The organism is Bradyrhizobium vignae, from assembly GCF_004114425.1.
GTDB classification, from domain to species: domain Bacteria; phylum Pseudomonadota; class Alphaproteobacteria; order Rhizobiales; family Xanthobacteraceae; genus Bradyrhizobium; species Bradyrhizobium vignae.
Genome location: NZ_RDQF01000006.1, coordinates 79,353 through 105,326, shown reverse-complemented (window position 1 = coordinate 105,326; position 25,974 = coordinate 79,353). Strand labels below are relative to the sequence as shown.

Sequence of the window (25,974 nt, the reverse complement as noted above, 5' to 3'; positions counted from 1 at the left end):
TAGAGCACCGCGATGAAACCGGTGCCGCCGCCGATGCCCAGCAGGAACAATAATGCAGCGACACGCCGACCAGGAAGCGGATCGTCAGATTGCTCTTCGCGAACGTCGGGGGACTCAGAGTCTGGAATCAAATCTCGCGACAAGCTTCCAGACGAAGGTCAGCATAGGATGAAACACGCGGGCGACGGCCGGCCTACGTATCACTGCGCAGCTACGACGGCCTGGCTTCGTCCGACATCAATGCTGCAAGCCGCGCTTCTTCCTCAGGCGTGAGCGGCGGGGCCGGTACGTCGGCACCACTCCGCGAACGCCGGCGGATTTGCAGCCACAGCGCCAGGCCGCCGCCGATCAGCAGCGCCGGCCCGAGCAGCCACAGCAGCAGGGTCTGCCGTTCGAAGCGCGGCTTCAGCAGCACGAACTCGCCGTAGCGCGCCACCAGGAAATCGAGCACCTGCGAATTGCTGTCGCCGGCCGCAATGCGCTCGCGCACCAGAAGCCGCAAATCGCGTGCCAGCGGCGCATCGGAATCGTCGATCGACTGGTTCTGGCAGACCATGCAGCGAAGCTCGCGCGACAACTCGCGCGCGCGCGATTCCTTGGCCGGGTCCGACATGATCTCGTCGGGCTGGACAGCGTGGGCCGCTGGTGAAGCCAGCAGCATCAAGGCGATGAGCGCGGTCATCATCCGGCGCATCGGATCACTCCGCCGGCTGGAGGCGCTGCTTGGCCCGCGCCGGCTTCGGCGCGCCGACCCGCAGGCGGCGGTCGGAGAGCGAGAGCACGCCGCCAAACGCCATCAGCACCGGCCCCCACCAGATCAGGAGGACCAACGGCTTGTAATAGATGCGCACGGCGATGGCGCCTTCCGTGGCGTCGCCGAGCGAAATGTAGAGCTGGCTCGCGCCGCGCGTCAGCAATGCGGCCTCGGTGGTCGAAGAGCCGCGGGTGGTGAAGCTGCGCTTGGACGGCGTCATGACTCTGATGGCTTCGCCCTCGCGGCTGACATTGAACTCGGCGATCATCTCGCGGTAGTTCGGGCCCTGGCGTTGGAACAGCCCGTCGAGCTTCAGGTCATAGCCGGCGACATGGGCGACGTCGTTCGGCTTCATCGTCGCGATATATTCGCTGTTCCAGGTGGTCTCGCAGACGATTCCGATCAGCGCGACGCCGAGGCCGGCATGCGCAAATGCCGTGCCCCAGGCTGACCGCGGCAGGCCGCGCGCCCGGTGCAGCACCGTTGCGAACGGCAGACGAACCAGCCCAGTCCGTTCGACGAGGTCGGTGACGGCGCCGGCGATGACGAAAACGCCGAGCCCGATCGCGAGCGGCGCCAGCGCGCTGCCGCCCCGCACCCAGGCCCAGGTGATGGCAACCACGACGAGCCCGGCAACACCTGCAGCGAGCAGACGCTGCGTCACGCCCAGCAGATCGCCGCGCTTCCACGCCAGCATCGGCCCGAACGGCACCGCGAGCAGCAACAGGGCAAACAGCGGCGCGAAGGTGAGGTTATAGAAGGGTGCGCCGACCGACATCTTGAAATCGGCGAGCATCTCCATCGCCAGCGGATAGAGCGTGCCGAACAGCACGACCGCGCAAGCCACTGTGAGCAGCAAATTGTTCAGCACCAGCGCGCCCTCGCGCGAGATCGGCGCGAACAGCCCGCCCTGCTTCAGCGACGTTGCGCGGCCCGCGAACAGCGACAGGCTGCCGCCGATGAACAGGCACAGGATCAGCAGAATGAACACGCCGCGGGTCGGATCGGTGGCGAAGGCGTGCACCGAGGTGATGACGCCCGAGCGAACCAGGAAGGTGCCGAGCAGCGACAGCGAGAAGGTCAGGATCGAGAGCAGGATGGTCCAGACCTTCAGCGCATTGCGTTTCTCCATCACCAGTGCCGAATGCAGCAGCGCGGTGCCGGCGAGCCAGGGCATCAGCGAGGCGTTCTCGACCGGATCCCAGAACCACCAGCCGCCCCAGCCGAGCTCGTAATAGGCCCAGTACGAGCCCATGGCGATGCCGAGCGTCAGGAAGATCCAGGCAACCAGCGTCCAGGGCCGCACCCAGCGCGCCCAGGCCGCATCGATCCGGCCCTCCATCAATGCCGCGACGGCGAAGGAGAACGAGATCGAGAAACCGACATAGCCGAGATAGAGCATCGGCGGATGCACGGCGAGGCCGATATCCTGGAGCACGGGATTGAGATCGCGCCCCTCGATCGGCGGATTGACGATGCGCAGGAACGGATTCGAGGTCATCAGGATGAAGAGATAGAACGCGCTGGCGATCCAGGCCTGCACGGCCAGCACATGCGCGCGCAGCGACAGCGGCAGATTGTTGCCGAAGCTCGCGACCAATCCGCCGAACAGCGCGAGGATCGACACCCACAGCAGCATCGAGCCTTCATGGTTCCCCCACACGCCGGTGATCTTGTAGAGCAGCGGCTTCATCGAGTGGGAGTTCTCGTAGACGTTGGCGACGGAGAAATCCGAATTCACGTGCAGCATCACGAGCGCAACGAACGACACACCGACGAACAGGAGCTGCGCCAGCGCCGTTGAGCGCGCCACGTTCATCAGGGCAGCATCGCGCAGGCGCGCGCCGACCAGGGGCACGATGGACTGGATCAGTGCGAGCCCCAGCGCCAGCACCAGCGCGTAATGTCCGGATTCGGCGATCACCGCACCGCTCCCTGCGGATTGCCCTGCGCGGTCGTCGCCGCAGGTTTGGCGGCACCAGAAGCTTGGGGGCCGTAATCGTCCTTCCAGTGCCCCTGCTTCTTCAGGGCATCGGCGAGGTCCTTGGGCATGTAGGTCTCGTCGTGCTTGGCCAGCACGGTATCGGCCTTGAACACGCCATTGGCGTCGAGCGCGCCTTCGGCGACCACGCCCTGCCCTTCGCGGAACAGGTCGGGCAGGATGCCCTTGTAGGCGACCGGCAGCTTGGCGTTGCCGTCGGCGACCTCGAACGTCACCGCGAGATTGTCGCTGCGCTGGAGCGAGCCGGGCTGCACCAAGCCGCCGAGGCGAAACCGCTTGCCCGGTTCGATATGTTTCTCAGCGACCATGCTCGGCGTCGAGAAGAACACGATGGAGTCGCGAAGCGCGTTGAGCACCAGCGCGGCCGCGAGCGCGAGCACGGCGAGCGAGCCGCCGATGATGGTCATACGTCGCTGCTTGCGCGTCATGGCGTATCCGTTCTCCGCATCTCTCGTCGTGCATTCGTCATCCGCCGAGCCCGAGAGTCCTCAGGCCTTCGTTGAGCTGGCGCAGCCGCTCGGTGTCGCCGGCAACCGCCTGCCGGGCATCAGCCGAGGCGCCCATCGCCTTGTCTCGCTCCCCCATCACGAGATAGGCGCGCACCAGACGCAGCCACCCCTCGACATCATCACCGTTCTGCTTCAACCGCGTGGCCAGACGATCGACCATGCCGCGCACCATCGCGTTGCGATCGCCTTCGGCCATATCCTTGGAGGCAGCAATCGTCTCGTCGGACAAGGCCGGCATCGTGCCGCCGCCACCGACTCGCGCGAGCGAGGACTGCACCAGGGCACGCCACGGCGCATCCGCAGGCGCTTTCGCAAGCAGCGCGCGCCACATATTGGCCGCATCGTCCTTGCGGCCGTCCTGCTCGGCGGCGAGGCCCAGGAAGTAGTTCGCCTTGGGATCGTCGGCGTTCAACGCGCGTGCTCGCTCGAATTCGGCCTTGGCCTCGACGGTCACCACGCCGCCGGCGGCAGCCGAGATCGCTTCACCGAGATCGGACCGGCGCTCTGCGCTCTCGCCATTGTAGGTGAGCGAGTTGCGATAGGCGCGCACGGCGTCGTCGAAGCGGCCCAGCCGCTTCAGAACCGGCGCGAGCACGTTCCAGCCGCGCCCCTCGGTCGGATTCTTCTCCAGATGCTGCTCGACCTGCACGACGAGGTTCTCGAGCGACTGCGCCATGCCGGACCCGCGCTCCCGCTGCGCGAGGGGAAAGTCCTGTAGTCGGGGTGAGCCGAGCGGCATATAGACGCCGACCGCAACGAGCGGCAGGCCGGCGAACGCCAGCACGGCCGCCGCACGGCGCCATTTGAGGCTCGACGTCGGCGCGGTCGCGGGCTCGCTGGCAGCCGCCGCGAGCAGCCTGCGGCTGATCTCGACACGCGCGGCCTCGGCCTCCGGCGCCAAGATCAATCCTGCGCTGAGATCACGCTCGATCTCGGCCAACTGGTCCTTGTAGACCGCAACCTCGCTGCCCTGATCCTGCGCGCGGCTGGTGCGGCCGAGCGGCCAGAGCACGGCGAAAATCGCCGCGACCGTCATCAGCGCGAACACGAACCATAGCGTCATCTGGCAAGCTTCCGGCGGCGCACGAACCGCGCCCATAGGTGGCTTTACACCACGGCCGGACGAGGCGGCAATTGACAATTGTCAATTCGGCGCGACCGCATGCGGTCCCGAAGCGGTGAAAATCCAACGGCTTAGCCGATCTCGAAGTCGATACTTTGCGCCGCGTCCTCGCCGTGCCCGTTGAAGGCCTTCAGGAAGTATGTTCCCGGCTTGATTGCATCGGGCAATCTGATGCGCAATGCTCCGACGGGAACCCGAGATGCAACCCTCGTGATTGTCTCAGGCAGCTGCCGATCGCTTGCCTTCTCGACCAGCACCACCTTGGCCCCAACCATGAGCCTTTGATATTTGGCCACGACAACGCGGTTCTCAATTTCGATGGAGCTGATAACGGGTTTCATGCGCCCACAAATAGAAATTCCCCAGACTTGCACGGGGACCGTACGGCGCGCCAACGGCACCGTCAATCATAAATTGTGATTGCGAAGGTATGCACCTGGTCAGCCTGCGCGCGACGATTTGCGCTCGCCTGTGAGCGCGTTTTCTGCCGCGCGGCTCATCAACGAGGCGTAATCGTCTCCGAACAGCACTTGGCAGAAGCGAATCGCGGCCTGCACCTGCTGCTGCCGATAGGCGCGGACCTTGTGATCGGCGGCGCGCAATGACTGCACCAGCTGCTCGGTCGATCGTTCCACATATTGCTGGAGGTCGGAATAGGTGCGCAGCGTCACCTCGTTGATCGCAAGCTCGCTCGCATAGTTGCGGCAGGTCGCGACGAAATCGATCAGCGCCACGGTTTCCTCGACCTCGGTGCCGTCGATCCGCGCGCCCGGCGGAATGTCCTTCTCGGGGCGCTGGCGCAGGATGCGGCGAACGCGCCCGGGAACGCTGTCGATCTCGGATTGCAGCGCATTGGAGATGTCGGCCCGGATCGAGGTCAGCTGCTTGCCCCAGGCGGAATCGTTGCGCAGGTCGAGCTCGGTGCGCAGGCCGCGCACGCCGTCGTGCAGCGTCTTGAGATTGGCGGCGACATTGTCGAAATGGCCGCGCTTGATGTCCGTGCGCAGGATCGCGGCAATGCAGGACAGATCGTGCAGGGCGATCGTGACGGCGACGCCGTAAGGTGTCGCCGCGACGCGGATCTCGTCGTCCGACGCGGCAATCTTGATGGCAAGGCGGATGATCTGCCACGGCGCGGTCATCCGCTGCACGACGACCGATAAGGCGAAAGGCAGCATCTGCGGCGTCTGGAGCACCGGAATGTTGAGCGCCGAAGTCACCGAGGCGATCTGGGAATCGCCGAAGGTCCGCAAGGTGCGCGGCAGCTTCTCGTTGAGCGTCGCGATGGCGTCCCGGACCTGGAGCACCGCACCGATCGAATAGAGATCCTCGATCACGTTGGGGGGACCGACACGGGCGAGCGCCCGCGACTTGTCGCCGCCGCCCGGCCCCGTCAGCTCCATGATCGCGTCCGTGGCTACCGCCTGGAGCTTGTGCGCCAGCGCCTCGATTTGCCCGGCACCGTCAGGCGGCATACGGGCGAGCGCCGCCTCGAATTCGCTCACCTTGTCTGAAGCGCCGTCACGGCCGAGCCATTGCCAGATCGGCTGCAGCGAGGAGCGGCGGATCTGGCCGACCCGGATCGGCGTCCCCGGCTCGACCAGGAAGGGTTCCACCACTTGGAACAACAGCCGCGACAGATCGTCCGTCCGTGGCGGCGGGGCTTCCTCGGCTTCCGTCTTGCGCACGATCTTGCGCAGCTGCTCGAGCACGAGGGTTGCCACCGCCGTGTCCTGGCCGCGCTCGAGGGCGCGCTCGAACTCCCGCATCAGCAGCGCCTGCGACTGCGGCGGGAGCTGCGCGAGATATTCCCTCAGCCGCTCGATCGATGTCTGGCTCATGCGCCCGGGTAATGCACGGTAAAATGGCGGACAACGGGATGCGTCCGGGCGCAATCATAGGAGGCCGCGCCTTAAGAAGCCGTTGAGGACGTTCGCCCCAATGCCTTCATGGGCTTTGCGGATCGGGCGCGCCCGAGCCGAAAACTCCCATTGGAACAAAGGACTATATTCCGGGCAGGACCAGCACCGCCCGCAAGCCCCCGATCGGCGCAGCGCCAAGGGAGAGGCCGCCGCCATAGAGCGCGGCGAGATCGGTCACGATCGAGAGGCCGAGGCCCGATCCGGGCTTGGACTCGTCCAGCCGCTGGCCGCGCCGGGCGACCTGGGCGCGCTCCGCTTCCGACAGACCGCGGCCGTCGTCATCGACGATGATCCGCAAACGCGGCCCGGCGCCGGCCTGGTGCGGCGTCTCGACCAGAACCTCGATGAAGACGCGCGAGGCCGCCCATTTGCAGGCATTGTCGACGAGATTGCCGACCATCTCCTCGAGATCCTGCCGCTCGCCCCGGAACTTCGCGGATGGGTCGGCCTTGGCCTCGACCACGACGCCGCGGTCGCGATGGATCTTCTCCATGGTCCTCCGCAGCGCCTCGATGGCGGGCGCCACCTCCGTCACGGTCGCGACCACCGAGACCCGCGCCGCAATGCGTGCACGCTCCAGATGATGGGCAACTTGGTCGCGCATGACGTCCGCCTGCTCCATCACCTTGGTAGCGAATGGATCAGACGGGTGGGCGCCGGCCTCGTTGACGATAACCGAGAGCGGCGTCTTGATCGCATGGGCGAGATTGCCGACATGGGTGCGCGCGCGCTCGACGATCTCGCGATTGGCCTCGATCAGCGCGTTGGTCTCGCGCGCCAGCGGTGCGATCTCGACCGGGAATTCCCCCTCGAGCCGTTCGGCCCGCCCAGAGCGGATGTCGGCGATCGATTCCGAAATGCGCTTGAGCGGTGCAAGGCCGAAGCGGACCTGGAATACGGTCGTGAGCAGCAGCACGATGCCGAGCGCGGTGAAGGTGCCGCCGAGATAGTAGTCGAAGCTTCGCGTCTCATCGAAGATCTCGGTGTCGTCCCCTGCGACGCTGACGAGAAATTTGCCGTCGGCACCGAGATCGACCGGCCGTTCCACCATGCGCAGATTCTGCCCTTCGGGCCCGTCGACATAAGCGAGGCGGATGCCGGCGGCGGTGAGCTCGGCGCCCTGCTCCTCCAGCTTCGGCAGCTTCTTGTCCCAGAGCGAGCGCGAGGAGCGCACCTCCGGCTTCTCGGTGTCGGTCCGGGTGATCTGCCAGTACCAGCCGGACAACGGCAGCTCGAACAGGGGCTCGCCAAGCGACTGGAACTGACGGTCCGGCGGTTCGTCCGGGGTCGCGACTTCGGCGATCAAGGTGCGCAGATAGAGATTGAGCCGACGGTCGAAGGCGCGCTCGGTGGCGTTCTTGTAGACCGACGACAGCACCACGCCGGTGATGGCCAGGATCACCACGAGCCAAGCGGTCGCCGACAAGAACAGTCGGTTCGCAAGGGAGCTAGCGGCCATCGGAACGGTCCCGGCAGGGGCTGGAAGTCAGGTCGTCGGACGTCATGACCGGACCAAGGGCCCTGTTCGGCCTGCCGTCAAGCCCGAGAACGCCTCAGGCGCCGGACGCAGGCGGCGGGGTCAGGAGATAGCCGAGGCCGCGGACGGTCTGGATGATATCGACGTCGAGCTTCTTGCGGATGCGTCCGACAAAGACCTCGATGGTGTTGGAGTCGCGATCGAAGTCCTGGTCGTAGAGATGCTCGACCAGCTCGGTCCGGGAAACGACGCGGCCGGAATGGTGCATCAGGTAGGCCAGAAGCCGATATTCGTGCGACGTCATCTTGACGGGATTGCCCGACACGCTGACTCGTCCGGTTCGGGTATCGAGCGTGACCGGACCGCAGCTCAGCTCGCTCTGGGCATGGCCGGTGGAGCGGCGCAGCAGCGCGCGGATCCGCGCCAGCACCTCCTCCAGGTGGAACGGCTTTGCGACGTAGTCGTCGGCGCCGGCGTCGAAGCCCTGCACCTTGTCGCTCCAGCGGTCGCGTGCGGTGAGGATCAGGACCGGCATGGTGCGGCCGTTGCGGCGCCAGGCCTCCAGCACCGAGATGCCGTCCTTCTTCGGCAGGCCGATATCGAGCACCACGGCGTCATACGGCTCGTTGTCGCCGAGATAGTGCCCCTCCTCCCCGTCGAAGGCCCGATCGACGACATAGCCGGCGTCGGTCAGCGCCTTGGTGAGCTGGCGATTGAGATCGGGGTCGTCCTCGACAACGAGCAGGCGCACGCTTCTCTCCAGAAATAGACCGCACGAACACCGCTCCAGATGAGCAATTCCGGCGTGAACTGAATATGAACGCCGGGAACCGGCCGCGTTACTTTTTGGTCATATACGATTTCTCATGCACTGACGCGAGTGCGCCCGCCGCGCAGCCGGGCGAGCCGACGGCATGGCGGGCGCAATGGCCGCGTGACGCGGCGAGCCGGCCGGTTCGGGCCGTCAGGTTCTGAAGAACACGAACCAGACGACGGCAAGGATCAGGATCGCAAGTCCCGTCGAGATGGCGAGAAGCGCCGCCACCGAAGGCCCGGGTTCGCCCTGGCGCGCCTCGGTCGGAGTTTCCACGATCCGGTTCTGCTCTCGCGTGGTAGCCATGGTGACCTCAATCTGTGGCTGTCGCGCCGGTTTGCCGCGCTCCCTCGCGGCGTCGAATTGCCGGGGAGCAACGCGCGATCTCGGGCGATGTTCCGGACCATGGGCCCAACCGGCAACATGGCGCAGGCGGCGGTTAACGCCGTTGCGAGATTCCGCGCCGGCGCTTGCTATGATTCGCACCTGGGCGATGTTATCCTCAGGACTTGTCCTCTGTTGCGTCTGGAGTAGCCCATGGCCCCCCGCGCCAATTGGAAGGGTTTTTTGCGTCTGTCGCTCGTGACCTGCCCGGTCGCGCTCTATCCGGCCACTTCGGATACCGAGAAGGTCTCGTTCAACCAGATCAATCGCAAGACCGGCCACCGCATCAAGTACCTCAAGGTCGACGCCGAGACCGGCGACGAGGTGACCTCCGAGGACATCGTCAAGGGCTACAAGATCGACACCGATACCTATATCGAGGTCACCAAGGACGAGCTCGACGAGATCGCGCTGGACTCCACGCACACGATCGAGATCGACGAGTTCGTGCCCAAGACCGACATCGACAACCGCTACCTGATCCGCCCCTATTATCTCGTACCCGATGGCAAGGTCGGCCACGACGCTTATGCGGTGATCCGCGAGACCATCCGCAGCATGGACAAGGTCGCGATCGGCCGCGTGGTGTTGACCAACCGCGAGCACATCATCGCGCTGGAGCCGCTCGAGAGCGGGCTGATGGGCACGCTGCTGCGCTGCCCCTACGAGGTCCGCAGCGAAAAGGAATATTTCGACGACATCCAGGACGTGAAGCTGACGAAGGACATGCTCGACCTTGCAAAACACATCGTCGAGAAGAAGTCCGGCGCGTTCGAGCCCGAATTGTTCGAGGATCACTACGAGACCGCGCTGATAGATCTCATCAACAAGAAGCGCAGCGGCATGCCGATTACCGCGAAGGCCGCACCGAAGACGGGCGGCAACGTCATCAACCTGATGGATGCGCTGAAGAAGAGCCTCGCGAGCGAGAAGGAGGCTCCCCCTGCTGCGAAGGTCGTTAAGGAGACCGCCAAGGGCAAGAAGCCGAAGAAGCGCGTCGAGGGCCAGCGCGAGATGCTGCTTCCGATATCAGGCAAGGGCGGCAAGGACGCCGCGGCAAAGACCGCGCCCAAGGAGGCCACGAAGAAGGCCGACAAGCCGGTGCGGGCTCCGGCGCGGGCAAAGAAGGCCGGCTAGCAGCATCACACCCACGATCGCGCCGTGATGTCTCTCCTCGCCGATCGGGCGGCCTGACATGCCCTGGTCGACGGCGTTCGACGATCCCGTTCGCGTGAGCAACAAGCGCAAACTGCTCACGCTGCAAGATGCTGCGGACTACATCATGCAGCTGCCCGACGACGTCCAGCACGAGGCGCACTGGCAGACCGCGATCGAGACGTTGATCAATGCGGCCGAGACCGGTGGCGCCTGGCTGATGTTCGCCCGCATCGCCATGTTGCGGGCGCTGAATGCGGACGCCTCGCGCGGATGAGAGCGATCCGAGTATGCTTGCCGACGCATTGACGAACAGGGTCAAAAATCGGTTAAGGGGCACGATTATGTGGACACTGCGCCGGCGCAGCCGTGCGGCCGCTTGCCGATATCAATCCACTTGGACGGATCGACGGAACCTTAATTTAATGAATGCCGTCGTATGAGCGGAGGTGCGATTGCCCGGGATTTAATTCTTTTGGTGCGCACACGACTTACTCGATCTATTTGCGAGTTCGCTGACGAGGCGGCCATCCGTTCGATCGGATGAACAGGAGTTGGCAATGCGTTTGCTCAGGTCTTTCCTTGCAGATGAGAATGGCGCCACCGCCATCGAGTACAGTCTGATCGCCGCCGGGATCGCACTGGCAATCGTGGTCGCCGTGAACAACACCGGCGGCGCGCTATTGAACAGCAAGTTCAACCTGGTCAACTCGGCTATCAAATAGCGGCTGGCCCAGTCCCGCCTAACGACGCGCCGCGCTCGCCATGTCCGCCGGCCGACGGCCATGATCTGGGTCAACAGCATCAGGACGGCGAGGTCTAAGCATGGAGGCCCGACTCCCTCCTGCCGGCCTGTCCATGCATCCAGACCTTCCCGCACTCCCAACTTAAGCTGTTCGAATTCGTCGGCGACCGCTTCGGCCGCGCGGTCGCGGTGATCATAGCCGACGGAAGCCAGCCGATCGGCGACGGCATCGGGCCGATCCTCGAGGCCAACGACGTCATGGCAGTGCTCGGCAACGATAGGGCGGCGCCGGCCATGCCCGGGCGCGAGACCTGCTCGACAGCGGCGCGGCGCTGAAGCAGATGCAGAAGATCATCGACGCCCAGGGGCCCTCGACCTGCAGCAACGAGCTGGGACCGCTCAGTTTCAACGTCAGGGCGGCACATGATCCGCAATCGACTGCCTGCGTCTGAACCGTCTCGCCCGCATCGCCGGCGCATCGCTCGAGAAGGGCGCCGGCATCCGCCTGTGCCCCAGGCTGCGGCGCTTTGACGGTCCTCTGAGTGCTGATATTCTTCAGCGGAGCGGGCTCGACGAGCCATGCTGTCAATCGATCAACCAACGCTGCTAAGGATGCGGATGAGAAACGTGATGCTCTTGGCTCTCGGCCTCATGTTTGTCGCCTGGCCGCACGACAGCGCCAGAGGACAGACTACGGTCACGCCGCCGGTTTCCCTTGCTCCGCCCGCATCACCGCCAGGCGCAAGCGCCACACATTCCAGAGTTCCGCCGGCGACGTCAGGCAGAGAGGCTTCGACACCGGTGATCGGCGGGTTTCCGACGACGCCAAATGCAGCCGCCGACTACGATGGCTTCAGCGTAGGGACCCTCGACGACAATGACACCCCAAAGCAGGTGGCGCCGCCCGTGAGGGCGCGCACAGCAAAGGGCTCCAAACCCAATCTGGGCACAAGTGGGGTCACGGGGCAGTCATCAGTCGATGAGGAAGATGACGCCTTGAAACGCAAGCTGACGATCTGCCGCAACTGCAAATAAGACGTTTGTCGGGCATGGTCGAAGCCGATCGGCAAATGGCAAGCTCTTGACGGAATGGAGCGCAGCGAACTCCGGCGAGCTGCTCCGCGGATAACATCGTCCGAGATGGGGCTGCGCTCCCCCCGGGATTCGGCAACTTGTTGCATGGCAGCCCTACCGCAGCGCTAGCTGCACGCGCTTTACCGCTCCAACATTTCCTGATCCTCTCTCCTGCAATCGGTCGGATCAACCGGCCTTGCCAGGGAGAGACGCCATGAAGCTCGGCACCGCCATTGCGGAAATCATGAGGCGCGAGGGGATCGAGATCCTCTGCGGCTATCCGGTCAACCATCTCATCGAGCATGCGGCCAAGGCCGAGATCCGCCCCGTGATGGTGCGGCAGGAGCGCGTCGGCATTCACATGGCGGATGCGATCTCGCGGGTGACGTCGGGGCGCAGCATCGGCGCGTTCTGCATGCAGCATGGGCCGGGCGCCGAGAATGCGATGGGCGGCGTCGCGCAGTGCTTCGGCGAATCCGTGCCCGTGCTGGTGCTGCCGATGGGCTATCAGCGCAGGCTGTCGCATATCGAGCCGAACTTCAATTCCAGCGAGGCGATGAAGCCGTTTGCGAAATCGTCCGAGCCGATCATCCTCGCGACTGAGGTCGCCAACATTTTCCGCCGGGCCTTCACGAAACTGAAGAACGGACGCGGCGGGCCGGTCATCGTCGAAATTCCCTCGGACATGTGGAACGAGGAAGTGCCGGAGCCGCTGAACTACACGCCGGTGCTGCGCACCCGCTACGGCGCCGATCCTGTTCACGTCAAGGAAGCAGCAGGCCTGCTCGTGAATGCAAAGCGGCCGGTGATCTATGCCGGCCAGGGCGTGCACTACGCGCAGGCCTGGCCGCAGCTGAAACGGCTCGCCGAGCGGCTGGCGATCCCCGTCACCACCAGCCTCGGCGGAAAATCATCGTTTCCGGAAACGCATCCGCTCTCGCTCGGCTCGGGTGGGCTCGCCGTGCCGCGGGCAGTGCCGAAGTTTCTGAGCGAGGCCGACGTCATCTTCGGCATCGGCTGCTCCTTCACCGAGACCAATTTCGGCGTCGCGATGCCGAAGGGCAAGACCATCATCCATTCCACGCTCGATCCCAATCATCTCAACAAGGATGTGGAAGCCAAGATCGGCCTCGTCGGCGACGCCGGGCTCGTGCTCGACGCGCTGCTGGAGGAGATCGGCAAGACCGTCACCGCGGATCGCGATGCCTCGGCGGTCGCGGCCGAGATCGCGGCCTCGCACAAGGAGTGGCTGGCGAAATGGATGCCGAAGCTGGCCAGCAACGACGCGCCGCTCAGCCCCTATCGCGTACTCTGGGACTTGCAGCACACCGTCGACATCCACAACACCATCATCACGCATGACGCCGGCAGCCCGCGCGACCAGCTCTCGCCGTTCTGGAAGGCGGTCGAGCCCCTCACCTATCTCGGCTGGGGCAAGACGACGCAGCTCGGTTATGGTCTTGGGCTGGCGATGGGCGCCAAGCTGGCAAGACCCGACAAGCTCTGCATCAACGTCTGGGGCGATGCGGCGATTGGCTTCACCGGCATGGATTTCGAGACCGCGGTGCGCGAACGCATCCCGATCATGTCGATCCTGCTCAACAATTTCTCGATGGCGATCGAGTTGAAGGTGATGCCGGTCTCGACCGAAAAGTATCGCTCGACCGACATTTCAGGCGACTACGCCGCGATGGCACGCGCCTTCGGCGGCTATGGCGAGCGGGTGGAGAGGCCTGAGGACATCGTGCCCGCCATCAAGCGGGGTATCCAGAAGACAAGGGAAGGCGTGCCGGTGCTACTGGAGTTCATCACCAGCAAGGAGACCGAGGTATCACGGCCGGGGACGTGAGGTCGGCAGGGACCCCAATGGCAAGACCACTGGCGCTGGCTCCAGCCACAGAAGATGTGATAATCCGGCCCGGTGCCGCGCATGTCGCGGCATCAAGCCGGATGAGGAATGACTACCCCTTCGAACGAAATCGAGGAACTCGAGCACCGATTGCAGTCGGCCGCAGCCGAGAATGCGCAGCTGCGCAGTGAGCTTGCGATTGCACGCGATCGCCAGAGCGCAAGCGCCGAGATTTTGCGCACCATCGCGGCGTCGCCCTCCGACGCCCGGCCGGTCTTTGCGGCGATTGCGTCCAGCTCGAAGCGCCTGCTCGGCGGCTTCTCCGCCACCGTGCTTCAATTCATCGCCGACGAGCTGCATCTCGTGGCGTTCACGCCGACCAACGCGGAGGCGGACGAAAGGCTCAAGGCGTCGTTCCCGCGCAAGATCGCGGACTTCCCGACCTTTGCGCTGGTGCGTGGCGGCGAGACGATCCAGTTTCCCGACAGCGAGGCCGCCGACGTCCCGGAGCTGAACCGGGAGCTGGCGCGGCTGCGCGGCTTCCGCAGCGTGCTGTTCATGCCGCTGATGAACCGGGGCACGCCGGTCGGCATGATCAGCGTCACGCGCGCCGAGCCGGGCGCGTTCGCGGCTGACCTCGTACAACTCCTCCAGACCTTCGCCGACCAGGCCGTGATCGCGATCGAGAATGCGCAACTGTTCAACGAGACCAAAGAAACGCTCGAACGCCAGATCGCCACTGCGGAGATCCTGAAGGTGATGGCGGCCTCCCCGTCCGACGTGCAGCCGGTGTTCGAGGCCATCGCCACCAATGCCAACCGGCTGATCGGTGGCTTCTCCACCGCGGTGCTGCGCTATATCGACGGTGCCGCGCATCTTGCGGCATTCACGCCGACCGATCCGGCCGGCGATCGCGTGCTCCAGGCTTCCTTCCCGGTGCCGTTCGCACAGTTCCCGCCCTACCAGCTCGTGGCCAATGGCGCCGCCGCGCAACTTCCCGACACCGAGCTCGAGCCGGCCGCGCGCGACATCGCGCGTGCCCGAGGCTATCGCAGCATGCTGTTCACGCCGCTCATGAGCGAGGGCGAGGCCATCGGCATCATCATCGCCACGCGCCGCGCGACCGGCGCGTTCGCCGAGCATCACGTGCGGCTGCTGCAGACCTTCGCGGACCAGGCCGTGATCGCGATCAAGAATGTCAGCCTGTTCAACGCGACCAGGGAGGCACTGGAACGTCAGACCGCGACCGCCGACATCCTCAAGGTGATCGCGGCCTCACCGTCGGATGTCACGCCGGTGTTCCAGGCCATCTCCGACAGCGCCAAGGCGCTGATCGGCGGGCACTCCTCTACCGTCACTCGCGTCATTGACGGTATGCTGCATCTGGCCGCCTTCACCACCGACAACGAAGCCGGCAATGCCGATCTGCTCAGCTCCTTCCCGACGCCGCTATCTTCGTCAGGCATTCACAGCCGGGTGGCGAGGAGCGGCGAGTATGCCTTCCGCAGCGACATGCAGAACGAGCCTGATCTCACCGAGGCCATGAAGGAGCTGGCACGGACGCGTGGCTATCGCAGCATCCTGGTGGTGCCGATGCTGCGCGACGGCGTCACGATCGGCACCATCGCCGTCACGCGGCGGGAGCCCGGGCATTTCCCCGACAAGGCGATCAACCTGCTCAAGACCTTTGCCGACCAGGCCGTGATCGCGGTCGAGAACACCCGCCTGTTCAACGAGGTGCAGGACCGCACCAGCGAGCTTGCCAAATCGCTCGATGATCTGCGCGCAGCACAAGACCGGCTGATTCAGACCGAGAAGCTGGCCTCGCTCGGCCAGCTCACTGCCGGCATCGCCCATGAGATCAAGAACCCGCTCAACTTCGTCAATAATTTCGCATCGCTCTCCGCCGAGCTGACTGCGGAGCTGAACGAGGTGCTCGCGCCGGTCCCCCTCGCAGGCGATCTCCGCGCGGAGGTCGACGAGCTGACGGGGCTTCTGAAGGACAATCTGCAGAAGGTCGTGCAGCACGGCCGCCGCGCCGATTCCATCGTCAAGAACATGCTGCTGCATTCGCGCGAAGGCGGCGGCGAGCATGGGCTGAGCGACATCAACGCGCTGGTCGAGGAGAGCCTCAACCTCGCCTATCATGGCGCACGCGCCGAGAAGCCGGGATTCCACGTGACGCTGAAGCGCGAGCTCGATCCTGCGGCGGGACACGCCGAAGTGTTTCCGCAGGAGATCACCCGCGTGCTGCTGAACCTGATCTCGAACGGCTTCCACGCGGTCACCAGGCGCAAGGCGGATGTCGCCGCCGACTACGAGCCGACGGTGATCGCCGCGACGCGAGATCGCGGCGATCACATCGAGATCACCATCCGCGACAACGGTACCGGCATTCCGGACGAGGTGAAGGAGAAGATGTTCAATCCGTTCTTCACCACCAAGCCGGCCGGCGAAGGCACCGGGCTCGGGCTGTCGATGAGCCACGACATCGTCGTGAAGCAGCACGGCGGCACGATCGACGTCGCGACGGAGCCCGGCGCGTTTACGGAGTTCACGATCCGGCTGCCGCGGAAGAGCAGCTTCCCGGGCGCAAGCCGCTGAGACTTACTCGGCCATCTCGACGGATTGCTGGACCGAGGGCCCGGCCAGCGGCCGCTCCTCCATCGCGATCAGGCACAGCGCAGCGGTGGTCATCAGCGCGGTGGCGGCGCCGAACACGTAGCGGAAAGCGTGCCGCATGTCGTCGGCGGGTATCGCGACGGCGCCCGCGGCGTGATGCTCGCCGGCGAGCGGGAGGTCGGTACCGAGTGCGATGAGCAGGATCGCTGCGAACGCGGCGACCGTGAACGAGGACATCAGCGAGCGGAAGAAGTTCATCGCACCGGTAATGGTGCCGACTTGCGGACGCGCGACCGAATTCTGCAACGAGACCACGCACACCGGGAACGTCGTGCCGAGCCCAAGCGCGAACGCGGCCATCAGCAACAGCAGGCCCCAGAGCGGCAAGGTGGTGACCGTGAGCCCGAATCCGCACAGCGCGGCCCAGGACGTGCCGACGATGGCGACGCGCTTGTAGTGCTTGGCCCGCGCCATGGTGCGGCCGGCAATCGCCGCACCGCAGGTCGAGACCGCCGCGAGCGGAATCAGGGCAAGCCCCGCCTCGCTGGCGGTGAGATGATAGACCTGCTCGTAATAGAGCGGCAGCTGCACGGTGAGGCCGGTGATCGCCCCCAACCCGCAGCCGCCGGCCGTCAGCGCGAAAGGCGCCACCGATCCTGTCAGCAACGGCAGTGGCAGAAACGGCTCGTCGGCGCGCCGGGCGTGCCACACGAATGTCATCGCGAGCGCGACGGCGGCGCCCACCATCGCAAGCACGATCGGTGATAGCCAGGCATAGCGCGTACCGCCCCAGGTCAGCACCAGCATGAAGACGACGGCGGCAGCCATCAGCAGAACCCCGCCGAGCCAGTCGACCTTGCGCTTGCGGTGGAACACCGGGATCTTGCTCATCTTGGGCAGCAGCAGAGCGAGCGCGGCGGCCGCAAGCGGCAGGTTGATCCAGAAAATCATCGACCAGTGCAGATGCTCGGCGAAGACGCCGCCGATGACCGGGCCGAGGATGCCGCCGACCATCCAGACGCTGGAGAAATAGGCTTGGTATTGCCCGCGCTCGCGCGGGCTGACGACGTCGGAGATCACGGTCTGCACTACCGGCATGATGCCGCCACCGCCGAGGCCCTGAAGCCCGCGCGCCAGGATCAGCATCGGCATGTTCGGCGCGATCGCGCACAGCACCGAGCCCGCGACGAACAGGCTGAGCGAGATGATGATCATGACGCGGCGGCCGTAGATGTCGCTCAGTGTGCCGAACACCGGCGCGACCGCAGTCGAGGCGAGCAGATAGGCGGTGATCACCCAGGAAAGATTGGAGACGTCCTGAAACTGGCGTCCGATGGTCGGCAGCGCAGTCGCCACGATGGTCTGGTCCAGCGCTGCCAGAAACATGGTCAGCATCAAGCTGATGACGATGGTGCGGACCTCGTCCCGTGACAGCGGCACCGGCGGCGCGATGGACGGCGCATCATCGACGCTCAACACTTCGCTGGGAAGGCGGGACAGCTCTTCGGCGATGTCCTCAGGCAACGTTTGGACGTCGGCAGCGCTCTGCCGTTCGAACTTGTTCATCTCGATCGGACGTCATGTGGCGGCGCAACGCCGCGAAGGAATCGTTCTATGCAGCGCAATGTAGACAGCAAAGCTTTTCCCAGGCAGGCACCGCGGCGCATGGGTGCATCCCGCCCCGGGGCCATCCCGAAGACGTGATCCGATCGCGCGGCGGATCAGTCCTTCGGGCGTCGCTTCAGGCGGGCCCGTTTCGGCAAGGTCGCCGGCCATTGCACGATGTGGTCCTCGAGCTCCTCGTCCGGGACCTCTTCCTCGCTGCCCTCCACCCGGCCGCGCACGGAGACGCCGGCTTCATGCACGGTGTTGGGATCGCCCGACACCAGCGGATGCCACCAATAGAGGTCGCGCCCCTCCGCGACGAGCTTGTAGCCGCAGCTCGGCGGCAGCCAGTTCAGGGTGCGGACATTGGCCGGGGTCAGGCGGACGCAGTCCGGAACCTTGTCGGAACGATTCGGATAGTCCTTGCAGGCGCAGCTGGCACCATCGAGCAGCTTGCAGCCGATATGGGTGAAATAGATATGCCCGGTGTCCTCGTCCTCGAGCTTGTTCAGGCAGCAGCGACCGCAGCCGTCGCACAGGCTCTCCCATTCGTCCCCAGACATCTCTTCCAACGTCTTGGTTTTCCAGAAGAATCCTTCCTGGCCGGAAGGTCGTTTGGGAGCTGCGGTCATACGCCTCAACAACAATTCGAAAGAGCTACGGCAACCCCATCTAGGGCGCGCGGCGGCAAGGGTGCAAGCGAGGCCCCTTTGAAGCCCGTAAAGAACCGGGGTCAATTGGACCTGTTGTTCAAAATCCCGAGCGTGACCATTGGTTTATAGGCCACGCTCGGCTAGAAGGAACAGCAAGTCCCTCGGATGCTGGCCGGGCGCCTTGGGTTTGCCGCAACATTCCCGCAAGACGTCTCGATGCCGCCCCGGCCGGGTGCTTGAACGCTTTCGAAGCAAGCCTCAAGGGTTCTAGGTGCGCCAGATCATACCACCGCATTGGAAGCAGAGGGTCCGGAATTTCTTCCTCGACCTCGATGCGCGCATCGACTCCTCGCTGTTTTCCTCGGCCAAGGGCATCCGCGAGCTCTACGAGCGCTACTCGACCTTCATGGACCGCTTCTATGTCGGGCGCTGGAAGCGCTGGGTGTTCATCGAGCCGCTGTCTGAGGCGGCAACCCTCGGGCTCGGCGGTCTGGTCGTGATGCTCACCCTCGCCATTCCCGCCTTCCGCGAGACCGCGGACGAGGACTGGCTGAAGAAGTCCGATCTCGCGGTGACGTTCCTCGACCGCTACGGCAGCCCGATCGGCAGCCGCGGCATCAAGCACAACGACTCGATCCCGCTGGAAGATTTCCCCGACGTTCTGATCAAGGCGACGCTGGCGACCGAGGACCGCCGCTTCTACGAGCATTTCGGCATCGACATCGCCGGCACCGCGCGCGCGCTCGTCACCAACGCCCAGGCCGGCGGCGTGCGCCAGGGCGGCTCCTCGATCACCCAGCAGCTCGCCAAGAACCTGTTCCTGAGCAACGAGCGCACCATCGAGCGCAAGGTCAACGAAGCCTTCCTCGCGGTCTGGCTGGAATGGCGCCTGACCAAGAACGAGATCCTCAAGCTTTATCTCGACCGCGCCTATATGGGCGGCGGCACCTTCGGCGTCGACGGCGCGGCGCATTTCTACTTCAACAAGTCGGCGCGCGACGTGACGCTGGCGGAAGCGGCGATGCTCGCCGGCCTGTTCAAGGCGCCGACGAAATACGCCCCGCACATCAACCTGCCCGCCGCCCGCGCCCGCGCCAACGTCGTACTCGACAACCTCGTCGATGCCGGCTTCATGACCGAGGGCCAGGTGTTCGGCGCCCGCCGCAACCCGGCCTTCGCCGTCGACCGCCGCGACGAGGCATCGCCGAACTATTATCTCGACTATGCCTTCGACGAGATGCGCAAGCTGGTCGACACCTTCCCGAAGTCCTACACCGAGCGCGTCTTCGTGGTCCGCACCGCGATCGACACCAACGTGCAGAAGGCCGCCGAAGACGCGATCGAGAACCAGCTGCGCCAGTTCGGCCGCGATTATCACGCAACGCAAGCGGCGACCGTCGTCGCCGACCTCGATGGCGGCATCCGCGCCATGGTCGGCGGCCGCGACTATGGCGCCAGCCAGTTCAACCGCGCCACCGACGCCTATCGCCAGCCCGGCTCGTCGTTCAAGCCTTACGTCTACACCACGGCGCTCTTGAACGGCTTCACGCCCAACTCGATCGTGGTCGACGGCCCGGTCTGCATCGGCAATTGGTGCCCGCAGAACTATGGCCATTCCTATTCCGGCTCGGTGACGCTGACGCAGGCGATCACGCGCTCGATCAATGTCGTACCGGTGAAGCTGTCGATCGAGATCGGCCGGCGGGAGCAGCCGAAGGCGCCGAACCCGGCCAAGGTCGGCCGCGCCAAGATCGTCGAAGTCGCCCGCCGCTTCGGCATCAAGGCGCCGTTGCCCGACACGCCGTCGCTGCCGATCGGCTCGGACGAAGTCACCGTGCTCGAGCATGCCGTCGCCTACGCGACCTTCCCAAACCGCGGCAAGGCGGTGACGCCGCATACGGTGCTCGAAGTGCGTACCGGCGCCGGCGATCTCGTCTGGCGATGGGATCGCGACGGCCCGAAGCCGAAGCAGGCGATTCCGCCGAACATCGCCGCCGACATGGCGGGCATGATGAGCCACGTCGTCAGCGAAGGCACCGCGCGACGCGCGGCGCTCGACGGCATTCCGACTGCGGGCAAGACCGGCACCACCAATGCGTATCGCGACGCCTGGTTCGTCGGCTACACGGGCAATTTCACCTGTGCGGTGTGGTACGGCAACGACGACTATTCCCCGACCAACCGCATGACCGGTGGCTCGCTGCCGGCGCAGACCTGGCACGACATCATGGTCGCCGCGCATCAGGGCGTCGAGGTCCGGGAGATCCCCGGCATCGGCATGGGTCAGAAGCTGCCGCCGCAGCCTGTGAGCAACGCGCAAGCCAATGCGGCGCCGAAGGTGCTGGAGACCAAGCCCGGCCCGCCGCCGGTACTGACCAAGCGCGGCGCCGACATCCTTGTGCGCGTCGAGAAGCTGCTTGATGATGCGGCCAAGACTGCGAACAAATCGACGGCAAATGACAGCAAGCCGGCCTCGTCGACGAGCGCGCTCGCCTTCCCGCAGAATTATGCGGAAGAGAATGCCAACGCATCCGCTCCGCGCAAGAACTGATCGAAACCCGTGCGGCTGATCCTGATCACATTGACGGCGCTTCTCCTCGCGACGGTGGTCGGCTTGGGTGCGACCTGGATGACGACGACGCGCGGCACCGAGATCGGCGCACTGACCATCGGCGCCTGGACGGCGCGGCCGCGCACCGGCACTGCCGACGTCGACCCCTATTCGCGTGCCACCATCGTTCGCAACGGCGAGCTGCCGATCGGCACCGGCGACGGCGTCGCCTTCACCGCCACCACCGACGACCAGAAGAAGGCGCTCGACGGCCGCTGTGACGTCGTCGTCTCCGGCGTGACGCCGCCGGCGCGGTTCTGGACGCTGACGCTGTACGACCGCAAGGGCCATCTCGTCGCCAACTCGCTTGCCCGCTACGGCTTCACCAGCCAGGAGATCGTGCGCTCCTCCGACGGCTCGTTCGAGATCCGCATCGCCTCGCGCTCGCGCGCCGGCAACTGGCTGCCGACCGGCGGCATCGAGCGCTACGCGCTGATGCTGCGCCTCTACGACACGCCGGTCGGCGTTGCGACGCGCACCCAGCGCGATGCGCCGATGCCGAGCATCACCACGGTGGGCTGCTCATGATCCGGCTCGCGTTCACCATCATCGCCGGCGTGGTGCTGGGCCTCGTGGTCCATCTCGTCAGCGTGCTGGCGCTGCCGCGGATCGCCACGCAGGATGCCTATTCGCGGCTGACGCCGATGACGAAGGCGAACGCCGTCACCCAGCTTCCCCTCGCCGACCCCAACAATTCGCCGATGCCGTTCATGGACCCGGCCTTTGCGCTGGCGATTTGCCGCTATGACCTCTCGGGCGGGCCGATCAAGCTCACCGTGCCGGTGAGCCAGGCCTACACCTCGGTGTCGTTCTACACCCGTAACGAGATCGCCTACTACGCCATCAACGACCGCTCGGCCGGCAAGAAGGTGATCGAGCTCGACCTGATGACGGAAGCGCAGCACAACGAGCTGCCCGAGGACGAAGAGGTCACCGCAGCCGACCGCCTGATCATTGACTCTCCCAGCACCACCGGCCTGATCCTGATGAAGGCACTCGCCCCGGAGCCCGGCCTGATGCAGCAGGCGCAAGCAACGCTTGCAGCTGCGACCTGCGCGCCCCAGACCGAGCCGCCGGCCAAGGCCGAGACGCCGCGCAGCCGCCGTTGAGCGCGGCCATATCGGCGGTGCAAGACAAAAACTGCGAAAACAACCCCATGCACAGTAGCGGGGGCATTGAAATCATTACGTTCTTCGGTCGGCGATGACGAAGCCACCGGACGGACGTGTACGCTCCCTTTGACTCGTCGGGCAAAACAGGGGCATACTGGCATCATCGAGAGTTCGTCACACCCGCGCGGAGCAATCCGTCGCGGGTGTTTTCATTTGGGAGCACGGAGCAAAATCAGCAGCAGGTCATAATGTGAAGGAGCGTTTGCGATGCTCGTTAGTTCGCTCCATTTGCAGTTCGCTCCATTTGCGCTCTGTTTCCTTCAGATTGTTTGTCGCTTCGAGGCGACTAAAGCGCGATGAAATTTGGATGAATCGTCATCGCGCTTTAGCTTGTTGTTTACGCATGATCTTTCCGGAAAACCGCTTCGCACTTTTCCGGATCATGCTTTAGTGCACCACTCGGCTGCGAGCGCCGCCCCTCGGCTGCCCTTGTACCAGTGCCCCGCGCCGCTCGCGGAAATCACGTACCATTCAGGATGCCGACGATGTTCGGCCTGCTTCGTCCATGATCCAGTTGGCAAAGGCCTTCACGCGCTTGTCTCCTGTCAGCACCGGCGGCCAGCGGACAAAGTGCGCTTTGCTGGATGGCATGTCCCATTTCGACTGCAGCAGCCGGCACAATCGGCGGTCGGCCAGCGCATCATGCACCAAAAGCGATCGAGCGAGGACCACGCCCGCCCCCTCGATCGCCGCAGCGAGCGCCATACCAAGCGAGCCGAACCGCACGGCCTCAGGCACCGGCGTTCTGATCCTCAATCGCTCGAACCACACATGCCACGACCATTCGGCACCGTCGTTGCGACCGCCCGGCCCTTTATGGATCAGAGGAAGGTCGACCAGTGCTTCCGGGTTCGAGAGTTGGCGGCCCCGCGGAACTAGGCGTGGTGCTGCCACCGGAAATACTTGCTCGTCGAACAGCAATCGCTGCGTGGATGTCGCGCGCGCACCGGCTTTCGGCATCCATGAGACAAATACGTCCACATCTGCCGCCCGCGCCTGAGCTTCACTTTCCGCAACATGCAACTCGATCCCGATATCCGGGTTGGACGCAGCAAAGTTCGGCAAACGGCGCACGAGCCAATACTGCGACAGCGCCGCACCGATCCCGATCTTCAGGGTGGCCGGCCGCGAGGCCGCCCGAGATCGGGCCCTCAGGCCCGACATGTCGTCGAGCAGCCTGCCGACGTCTTCGAGCAGAGAGATGCCGGCCGCCGTCGGACACAATCCGGTGCCGGTGCGATTGAACAGCGATGCGCCGACAAATGCTTCGAGCTTCTTCAGGCGATGACTGATCGCACTCTGCGTGAGGCGCAACTCATTGGCAGCAAGCGTCATGCTGCGATGACGCGCGGCCGCCTCGAACGCCACAAGACCATCAAAGGGAGGAAGAATTCTCATGATACCGGTATGAACCAGATTCATGCTGACGTGAACCCAACAGTCCGTTCAATTCGTGGCAACATTTCCAGTCGCGATTGACCCATCCCATGTCACCACTCTCCCCGCACGGCGCTACCGCAGAAGCCGTCCTACCGTCCATGTGGCCGGCGCTTGGGCTGGGTCTGGCCGCATTCCTAACCAACTTTGACGTGACCGCTGTTGTGGTGGCTTTGCCGGCCATTGCTCGCGAGCTGCAGCTCGATATTGCTGGATATGCCTGGGTCATGGATGCTTTCAGCCTTGCATTTACGGCGTCGCTGCTGGTGGCCGGCGCGCTGGCTGACAGATATGGTCGTCGGGCAGCGATGCTGTGGGGCAACCTCATATTTGCAGTGGCGTCCATCGCGTGCGCGTCGGCCTGGAACGGCATGTCGTTGAACCTTGCGCGTGCGTTTCAAGGTATCGGAGCCGCCTTCGTGATCACGGGTGGCATCGCGCTGATTGCATCGGCCTATCCGCAGGCGAAGGCGCGGACTCGCGCTTTCGCCTGGCTCGGCGTCATGTCCGGAACTGCGATGGCATTGGGCCCCGCGCTCGGCGGCATTGTCTCGTCCTGGCTCGGATGGCGTTGGATATTCCTGGCGAATGTTCCGGCTTGCGTCTTAGTTGCCTGGGGCATCCCCCATCTTGTTGGCGAAGCAAAGGAGCCTTCACCTCGTCCGCTCGACTTCGTCGGGATGGTCATTCTGACAGCTGCCCTTTTCGTGCTGATAGAGGCTCTTCTCTACGGTCGGACTGCAAGGATGACGCTCGTGGTCGGCTGTGGCCTTGCACTCGTGCTATTTTTCGTCTTCGCCCTTCAACAAAGAAGGCGTGCGCAGCCCATCTTCGACCCAGTCGTCTTTTTGCGTCCCGCGATGGTTGGGATTGCTGTGCTTCTCGCCGCGGTTTCGATCGGGTACTGGGCCATGCTCGTCTACCTGCCGCCGTTTCTCAGCGCGTCCCTTGGCGTGAGCGCCGACACGGGCGGCATCGTCATGTTGGCGGCAACCTTGCCAATGTTGTTCGTGCCACCGCTCGGGGGCAGAATTGTAACCGCGCTCGGATGGCGATGGTATTTCACATTGGCTCTCGCGATCATGACCATCGGGAGCGCAGGTTTCGTTGCGGCGCTGACAGCCAACGGCACCCCAAATCAATGGCCAGTGATATTGGCTATGATTGTCGTCGGACTCGGCGCCGCCCTGGCACATCCTCAGTTGTCCGGTGTCGTCGTTGCCTTGGTTCCTAGTGAGCAAGCCGGCATGGCATCGGCGGTGACCATCGTCATGCGACAAGCGGGCTTTGCCGTCGGTATCGCGGCGTTTGGAGCGCTACTGAGTTCCTCGGATCGAGCAGTGGCATACTTCTGGCCCTTCGTGGGCACTGGCTTGGCGTGCGCATTGGGAACGCTGGCAGCCGTGATTTTGCTTCCACCGCGCCTTCCGGAAAGGTAGCGGAGCCGGCTTGTGGAGGTCGGCTAATGGTCTGCGATCTGCTGCGCATCATTTCCGGCGTGAGACCCCCAGCTGTCGATCAAACACATCCGAGGACGCCCTCATGTCGCATGAATACGGTCTGGGCCGTAGAAGCCGAAGTCGGCGTTGTTGACGAGCACATCGACCCCGTCCAACTCACGCAGGATGGCATCGACCGTCGCCGGATCACGGCCTCATTCGAAATATCCATTCGCAGAGATCTCGCTTTGCGCAGTCGATACTGTCGTGGGTGTGGATGGCGCCGATTCCTTGGCGAAAGCGGCGCGGCACCAGCTTGGAACAAGTCGCTTGCCCACGCCGTTTCCTCAACTGGAGAGGAAACACAGATGAAAGCAGCAACGCTTACTTTGGCGATCTTACTGGCCTGCTCGACCGGCTATGCCTCGGCCCATAGCGCCAAACGCCATCACCACCACGGGTGGTTCAATTCGATGAACATGATGCACGGCCCCGGCCGGACCGCCGCCAGAACCGACCCGAATGGGACGGCCGGCGGGCCGACGAGCGTCAGTGGCACCGGCCCGTCAAAGTTCGGGGGGCAAATCCCCGGGGCCAGCGGCGCGGCACGACAGTAGTTTCTGCGAA

General features: G+C 64.6%; 22 protein-coding genes and 1 pseudogene. 11 read left to right on the top strand and 12 right to left on the bottom strand.

The annotated features are described in order from the left end of the window. Positions 1-211: 211 nt before the first annotated feature. From EAV90_RS07250 to EAV90_RS39335, 9 genes are all read right to left on the bottom strand, one after another. On the bottom strand, positions 212-694 hold the full coding sequence (locus EAV90_RS07250) for a cytochrome c-type biogenesis protein (protein ID WP_129142996.1): 483 nt from the start codon (positions 692-694) through the stop codon (positions 212-214). Between the two features lie 4 nt (positions 695-698). Continuing rightward, complete coding sequence (locus EAV90_RS07245; protein WP_122404108.1) at positions 699-2,678, bottom strand: heme lyase CcmF/NrfE family subunit; 1,980 nt, start codon at positions 2,676-2,678, stop codon at positions 699-701. After that, positions 2,675-3,184 (bottom strand): cytochrome c maturation protein CcmE, encoded by a 510-nt coding sequence (ccmE, locus tag EAV90_RS07240; RefSeq protein ID WP_129142995.1) that lies wholly within the window; start codon positions 3,182-3,184, stop codon positions 2,675-2,677. The genes EAV90_RS07245 and ccmE overlap by 4 nt, the downstream gene beginning before the upstream one ends. A gap of 37 nt (positions 3,185-3,221) precedes the next feature. Continuing rightward, positions 3,222-4,328, bottom strand: a complete 1,107-nt coding sequence (gene ccmI, locus EAV90_RS07235) for a c-type cytochrome biogenesis protein CcmI (protein WP_129142994.1) — start codon at positions 4,326-4,328, stop codon at positions 3,222-3,224. A gap of 131 nt (positions 4,329-4,459) precedes the next feature. Further along, the gene (locus EAV90_RS07230) at positions 4,460-4,729 is read right to left on the bottom strand and encodes a hypothetical protein (protein WP_162500360.1); all 270 of its coding nucleotides are present in this window, start codon (positions 4,727-4,729) and stop codon (positions 4,460-4,462) included. Positions 4,730-4,828: 99 nt separating this feature from the next. Next, entirely contained in the window at positions 4,829-6,229 is a 1,401-nt protein-coding gene (locus tag EAV90_RS07225) for a hypothetical protein (protein ID WP_129142993.1), read from the bottom strand. A 163-nt stretch (positions 6,230-6,392) separates the two neighbouring features. Further along, positions 6,393-7,769: a sensor histidine kinase gene (locus EAV90_RS07220; protein WP_122404111.1), complete on the bottom strand. Its 1,377-nt coding sequence runs from the start codon at positions 7,767-7,769 to the stop codon at positions 6,393-6,395. Positions 7,770-7,863: 94 nt separating this feature from the next. Further along, positions 7,864-8,538, bottom strand: coding sequence for a response regulator transcription factor (locus EAV90_RS07215; protein ID WP_129142992.1), 675 nt, complete (start codon positions 8,536-8,538; stop codon positions 7,864-7,866). A gap of 213 nt (positions 8,539-8,751) precedes the next feature. Then, on the bottom strand, positions 8,752-8,907 hold the full coding sequence (locus EAV90_RS39335; protein ID WP_162832009.1) for a hypothetical protein: 156 nt from the start codon (positions 8,905-8,907) through the stop codon (positions 8,752-8,754). Between the two features lie 231 nt (positions 8,908-9,138). On the opposite strand from EAV90_RS39335, the gene ku reads away from it, so the two are divergent. From ku to EAV90_RS07180, 6 genes and pseudogenes are all read left to right on the top strand, one after another. After that, positions 9,139-10,122 (top strand): non-homologous end joining protein Ku, encoded by a 984-nt coding sequence (ku, locus tag EAV90_RS07210; RefSeq protein WP_129142991.1) that lies wholly within the window; start codon positions 9,139-9,141, stop codon positions 10,120-10,122. Between the two features lie 58 nt (positions 10,123-10,180). Beyond that, positions 10,181-10,417 carry a hypothetical protein gene (locus EAV90_RS07205; RefSeq protein ID WP_129142990.1) on the top strand — a complete coding sequence of 79 codons (237 nt, stop codon included), beginning with the start codon at positions 10,181-10,183 and terminating at the stop codon, positions 10,415-10,417. A 283-nt stretch (positions 10,418-10,700) separates the two neighbouring features. Beyond that, positions 10,701-10,865 carry a Flp family type IVb pilin gene (locus EAV90_RS07200; protein WP_122404114.1) on the top strand — a complete coding sequence of 55 codons (165 nt, stop codon included), beginning with the start codon at positions 10,701-10,703 and terminating at the stop codon, positions 10,863-10,865. Positions 10,866-11,029: 164 nt separating this feature from the next. After that, a pseudogene (locus EAV90_RS07195) lies at positions 11,030-11,405 on the top strand (thymidine phosphorylase); the annotation flags it as partial. 768 nt (positions 11,406-12,173) lie between these two features. Then, positions 12,174-13,808, top strand: a complete 1,635-nt coding sequence (locus tag EAV90_RS07185) for a thiamine pyrophosphate-requiring protein (protein WP_129142989.1) — start codon at positions 12,174-12,176, stop codon at positions 13,806-13,808. 108 nt (positions 13,809-13,916) lie between these two features. Beyond that, positions 13,917-16,412, top strand: a complete 2,496-nt coding sequence (locus tag EAV90_RS07180; RefSeq protein WP_129142988.1) for a GAF domain-containing sensor histidine kinase — start codon at positions 13,917-13,919, stop codon at positions 16,410-16,412. Between the two features lie 3 nt (positions 16,413-16,415). Here the strand turns inward: EAV90_RS07180 and EAV90_RS07175 are convergent, their stop codons facing one another. Beyond that, a complete protein-coding gene (locus EAV90_RS07175) occupies positions 16,416-17,996 on the bottom strand; it encodes an MDR family MFS transporter (RefSeq protein ID WP_122404117.1) in 1,581 nt (526 codons plus the stop codon). Positions 17,997-18,151: 155 nt separating this feature from the next. Then, positions 18,152-18,667: a YcgN family cysteine cluster protein gene (locus EAV90_RS07170; RefSeq protein WP_122404118.1), complete on the bottom strand. Its 516-nt coding sequence runs from the start codon at positions 18,665-18,667 to the stop codon at positions 18,152-18,154. Between the two features lie 292 nt (positions 18,668-18,959). On the opposite strand from EAV90_RS07170, the gene EAV90_RS07165 reads away from it, so the two are divergent. From EAV90_RS07165 to EAV90_RS07155, 3 genes are read left to right on the top strand one after another with little or no spacing between them, the layout of a single operon-like run. Next, positions 18,960-21,239, top strand: a complete 2,280-nt coding sequence (locus EAV90_RS07165; protein WP_122404119.1) for a transglycosylase domain-containing protein — start codon at positions 18,960-18,962, stop codon at positions 21,237-21,239. A gap of 9 nt (positions 21,240-21,248) precedes the next feature. Further along, positions 21,249-21,827: a DUF1214 domain-containing protein gene (locus tag EAV90_RS07160; RefSeq protein WP_122404120.1), complete on the top strand. Its 579-nt coding sequence runs from the start codon at positions 21,249-21,251 to the stop codon at positions 21,825-21,827. Continuing rightward, a complete protein-coding gene (locus tag EAV90_RS07155) occupies positions 21,824-22,408 on the top strand; it encodes a DUF1254 domain-containing protein (RefSeq protein WP_129142987.1) in 585 nt (194 codons plus the stop codon). The genes EAV90_RS07160 and EAV90_RS07155 overlap by 4 nt, the downstream gene beginning before the upstream one ends. Positions 22,409-22,942: 534 nt before the next feature. Here the strand turns inward: EAV90_RS07155 and EAV90_RS07150 are convergent. Continuing rightward, positions 22,943-23,893 (bottom strand): LysR substrate-binding domain-containing protein, encoded by a 951-nt coding sequence (locus tag EAV90_RS07150; RefSeq protein ID WP_245509469.1) that lies wholly within the window; start codon positions 23,891-23,893, stop codon positions 22,943-22,945. A 65-nt stretch (positions 23,894-23,958) separates the two neighbouring features. On the opposite strand from EAV90_RS07150, the gene EAV90_RS07145 reads away from it, so the two are divergent. Continuing rightward, positions 23,959-25,347 (top strand): MFS transporter, encoded by a 1,389-nt coding sequence (locus EAV90_RS07145; RefSeq protein ID WP_129142986.1) that lies wholly within the window; start codon positions 23,959-23,961, stop codon positions 25,345-25,347. Positions 25,348-25,457: 110 nt separating this feature from the next. Further along, positions 25,458-25,964 carry a hypothetical protein gene (locus tag EAV90_RS39330; RefSeq protein WP_164936817.1) on the top strand — a complete coding sequence of 169 codons (507 nt, stop codon included), beginning with the start codon at positions 25,458-25,460 and terminating at the stop codon, positions 25,962-25,964. Positions 25,965-25,974 lie beyond the last annotated feature (10 nt).

What these genes read in the sequence shown, in the direction of transcription:
- EAV90_RS07250 (WP_129142996.1), bottom strand. Translation starts at nt 694, where the DNA reads ATGCGCCGGATGATGACCGCGCTCATCGCCTTGATGCTGCTGGCTTCA.
- ccmE (WP_129142995.1), bottom strand. Translation starts at nt 3,184, where the DNA reads ATGACGCGCAAGCAGCGACGTATGACCATCATCGGCGGCTCGCTCGCC.
- ccmI (WP_129142994.1), bottom strand. Translation starts at nt 4,328, where the DNA reads ATGACGCTATGGTTCGTGTTCGCGCTGATGACGGTCGCGGCGATTTTC.
- EAV90_RS07230 (WP_162500360.1), bottom strand. Translation starts at nt 4,729, where the DNA reads ATGAAACCCGTTATCAGCTCCATCGAAATTGAGAACCGCGTTGTCGTG.
- EAV90_RS07225 (WP_129142993.1), bottom strand. Translation starts at nt 6,229, where the DNA reads ATGAGCCAGACATCGATCGAGCGGCTGAGGGAATATCTCGCGCAGCTC.
- EAV90_RS07220 (WP_122404111.1), bottom strand. Translation starts at nt 7,769, where the DNA reads ATGGCCGCTAGCTCCCTTGCGAACCGACTGTTCTTGTCGGCGACCGCT.
- EAV90_RS39335 (WP_162832009.1), bottom strand. Translation starts at nt 8,907, where the DNA reads ATGGCTACCACGCGAGAGCAGAACCGGATCGTGGAAACTCCGACCGAG.
- ku (WP_129142991.1), top strand. Translation starts at nt 9,139, where the DNA reads ATGGCCCCCCGCGCCAATTGGAAGGGTTTTTTGCGTCTGTCGCTCGTG.
- EAV90_RS07205 (WP_129142990.1), top strand. Translation starts at nt 10,181, where the DNA reads ATGCCCTGGTCGACGGCGTTCGACGATCCCGTTCGCGTGAGCAACAAG.
- EAV90_RS07200 (WP_122404114.1), top strand. Translation starts at nt 10,701, where the DNA reads ATGCGTTTGCTCAGGTCTTTCCTTGCAGATGAGAATGGCGCCACCGCC.
- EAV90_RS07185 (WP_129142989.1), top strand. Translation starts at nt 12,174, where the DNA reads ATGAAGCTCGGCACCGCCATTGCGGAAATCATGAGGCGCGAGGGGATC.
- EAV90_RS07180 (WP_129142988.1), top strand. Translation starts at nt 13,917, where the DNA reads ATGACTACCCCTTCGAACGAAATCGAGGAACTCGAGCACCGATTGCAG.
- EAV90_RS07175 (WP_122404117.1), bottom strand. Translation starts at nt 17,996, where the DNA reads ATGAACAAGTTCGAACGGCAGAGCGCTGCCGACGTCCAAACGTTGCCT.
- EAV90_RS07170 (WP_122404118.1), bottom strand. Translation starts at nt 18,667, where the DNA reads ATGACCGCAGCTCCCAAACGACCTTCCGGCCAGGAAGGATTCTTCTGG.
- EAV90_RS07155 (WP_129142987.1), top strand. Translation starts at nt 21,824, where the DNA reads ATGATCCGGCTCGCGTTCACCATCATCGCCGGCGTGGTGCTGGGCCTC.
- EAV90_RS07150 (WP_245509469.1), bottom strand. Translation starts at nt 23,893, where the DNA reads ATGAATCTGGTTCATACCGGTATCATGAGAATTCTTCCTCCCTTTGAT.
- EAV90_RS07145 (WP_129142986.1), top strand. Translation starts at nt 23,959, where the DNA reads ATGTCACCACTCTCCCCGCACGGCGCTACCGCAGAAGCCGTCCTACCG.
- EAV90_RS39330 (WP_164936817.1), top strand. Translation starts at nt 25,458, where the DNA reads ATGAATACGGTCTGGGCCGTAGAAGCCGAAGTCGGCGTTGTTGACGAG.